This window comes from Archangium sp., from assembly GCF_036389735.1.
GTDB lineage: Bacteria > Myxococcota > Myxococcia > Myxococcales > Myxococcaceae > Archangium.
This window is the reverse complement of sequence record NZ_DASVWK010001146.1, coordinates 1-2,418: the sequence shown is the minus strand read 5'-3', so window position 1 is coordinate 2,418 and position 2,418 is coordinate 1. Positions and strand designations below refer to the sequence as shown.

1 protein-coding gene and 1 pseudogene are annotated in these 2,418 nt (G+C 63.4%); both read left to right on the top strand.

What is annotated here, in order from left to right; all coding sequences use genetic code 11:
* The coding region (locus tag VF794_RS41315; RefSeq protein ID WP_331119499.1) for a UvrD-helicase domain-containing protein at positions 1-1,720 on the top strand (1,720 nt) is incomplete at its 5' end.
* A 7-nt stretch (positions 1,721-1,727) separates the two neighbouring features.
* Positions 1,728-2,327, top strand: a pseudogene (locus tag VF794_RS41310) (IS3 family transposase); the annotation flags it as partial.
* Positions 2,328-2,418: the final 91 nt, after the last annotated feature.

Genomic DNA, 2,418 nt, shown 5'->3' with positions numbered 1-2,418 from the left:
TCTGTTCGTCGAGGTTCTCCGTCGCCACCTATCCGGATGTAACCTGCGGGGCAATGGGCTCGCAGCGCTCTCATTCACCAACGTCGCCCAGCAAGAGGTCGCCGACAGACTTGGAGGTCCTCCCGCGCCACCGCATTTCGTCGGGACTCTGGACTCGTTCTTCCTCCGCTTCGTGGTGCGACCCTTCGCGCACCTCCTCGGCGCCTCACCTCGAGGCGTGAGGCTCATTCCTGCCCCATTCGACATGGAGGCGCGTGCCAGGGAGGTCGACGTGGCCGGGGGTGGGCGCCCGGAGGACCGGGCGAGCATCCTTGCGCTTACCCTTGCAGGTGGAAGCGAGGATGCGCCGACCTTCACCTATGTGGACCGCTACGGCCTGTCCCAATCCGTGGGAACACCTCAGCATGCGAGGTTGCTTCAGGAGAAGCGCCGAGAGTGGGAGAGGACCGGACGCATCACCCACTCGGACAATCACTACTTGGCAGCGGCCCTCCTGCGGCACCCGGTGTACGGGAGCGACATCGCGCGCATCGTGGGCCAGCGATTCCCCGTCATTCTCGTAGACGAGTTGCAGGACACAGGATGGTTTCTCGGCCGGGCGCTGCTGACCCTGCTTGAAAACCCGAATGTGTGCGGCCTCCTAGTCGGTGACCCTGACCAGTCCATCTACGAGTTCCGGGGAGCCAGCCCGGCGCTCTTCAATGAGGCACTGCGCCTGCCGGGAGCCAAAAGATACTCGCTGTCCCGCACCCACCGATGTGCAGAGCGCATTGCGTCCGTTGTATCGGCGCTCTCCGTGTCGGGGCAGACCATCGAGGCACGTAGCAAGGGGAATGGCCGCACCCTACTCCTCGTGCATGATCACGCCCAGGCCAGCGAGGTGTCCGCCGAGTTGCTCCTCGCACAGGTCCGCGCGACGGCCCCTGCGGCCTCGTCCTATGCGCTACTCGGTCGCGCGACCGCTACCGTCCAGCACCTCAACTCGAGTCTGCTCAGAGAGGGATACCGCGGCCACTCACGCACTGCGCGCCAGCTGGACTTGGCAGCCCGGCGCCTCACTGATGGCGCGCCCGCTCACGCAGCTCGGCTCAGTGAGCTGGTTCTTACCGAGCTTTTGCTGAATGGAGGACCGCAACCTTCGGCGGCGGAGCTCCAGGAGGCAGGTATCAGCAGGAGAGCCTGGAGCCTTGCCATCGGGCAGCTTGTCTGGGCCTCCCACCGCATGGAGCGCCCCGGTGAGACCTGGGGGGACTGGAAGCATCGGATGCGGGAGGTGCTGTCCGCAATTTCCTTGAGGCTTGGAACGCCCCTAAACAAAAGGTCGGTGGGAGCCAGGTTCAAACAGGAGTCACTCGATATCGAGCCAAGGCCCCCGCCAGCCGGGTCGAGGGCAGAGCTGTCTCCAGTAACCCCGATGCTAACCACGAGCACGGTGCACCAAGTCAAAGGTGCGGAATTCGACTGTGTCACCCTCTTCGTGCCCAAGCCCAAGAAGGGCGGCCGGGGCTGCCCATCGAAGGAGTGGTGGTCTGAGGGATCTTCTGCCGAGGAGCAACGTATCGCCTACGTGGCCGCCTCCCGCGCGCGCAATACGTTCGTGCTCTGCGTCCACCGCGAAAGCTACAACGCACTTCGGGAACGGCGACCAGACTTTCTCTCCCTCTTCGAGGTCCACGGTATGGAGGCAGAATCCGGTAGAAGCGGCCGGAACCCAGTGTAACGGCGCGCGTCGCAGAGGATTTAAAGTGAAGTCCGAGCTGATTGAGGCGCAGAAGGCCTATATTTCCCCGTCGATTTCATGTGCCGGCAGATGGAAGTTTCTCGCTCGACTTCTGCGCCTGGATGTGGCGTCCCCAGTCCGAGCGGCAGCGGCGCAACGACAAACTGGCGAAGGAGGTGACGGCCGTTCACCAGCAGAGCAGTGGCACCTACGGCAGCCCGCGCGTGCATACCGAACTGCGCGCCCAGCGCCGCAAGGTAAGCCACAAGCGCGTCGCGCGCCTCATGGTGCTCGTAAGAGGCGCCGTTTCGTGCGCACCACCGACTCACGCCGCGACTAGCCCGTCGCCCCCAACCTGCTGGAGCGCAACTTCTCCCCCAGCCAGCCCAACACCACCTGGGCCACAGATATCACCTACATCCGGACGAGGCAGAACTGGCTTTACCTCGCCGTCGCGCTCGACCTCTGCTCTTGCCCAGCAGTTGGCTAGGCCATGGGTGAACTCATCTACCGGAAACTTGGTTCTGCGCGCTCTCGATGAGGGCTGCTGTACCACTCCGACCACGTCAGCCAGTACGCTAGCGAGGACGACCAGCGTGCCCTGGCGTATTCTATAGAGAGGAGACTCAAAAGAATCTTCAGTCAAAACACCGGGGCATTACGCTGTTGGGCTGACCGTAATAGTCGAGGATCTGGTG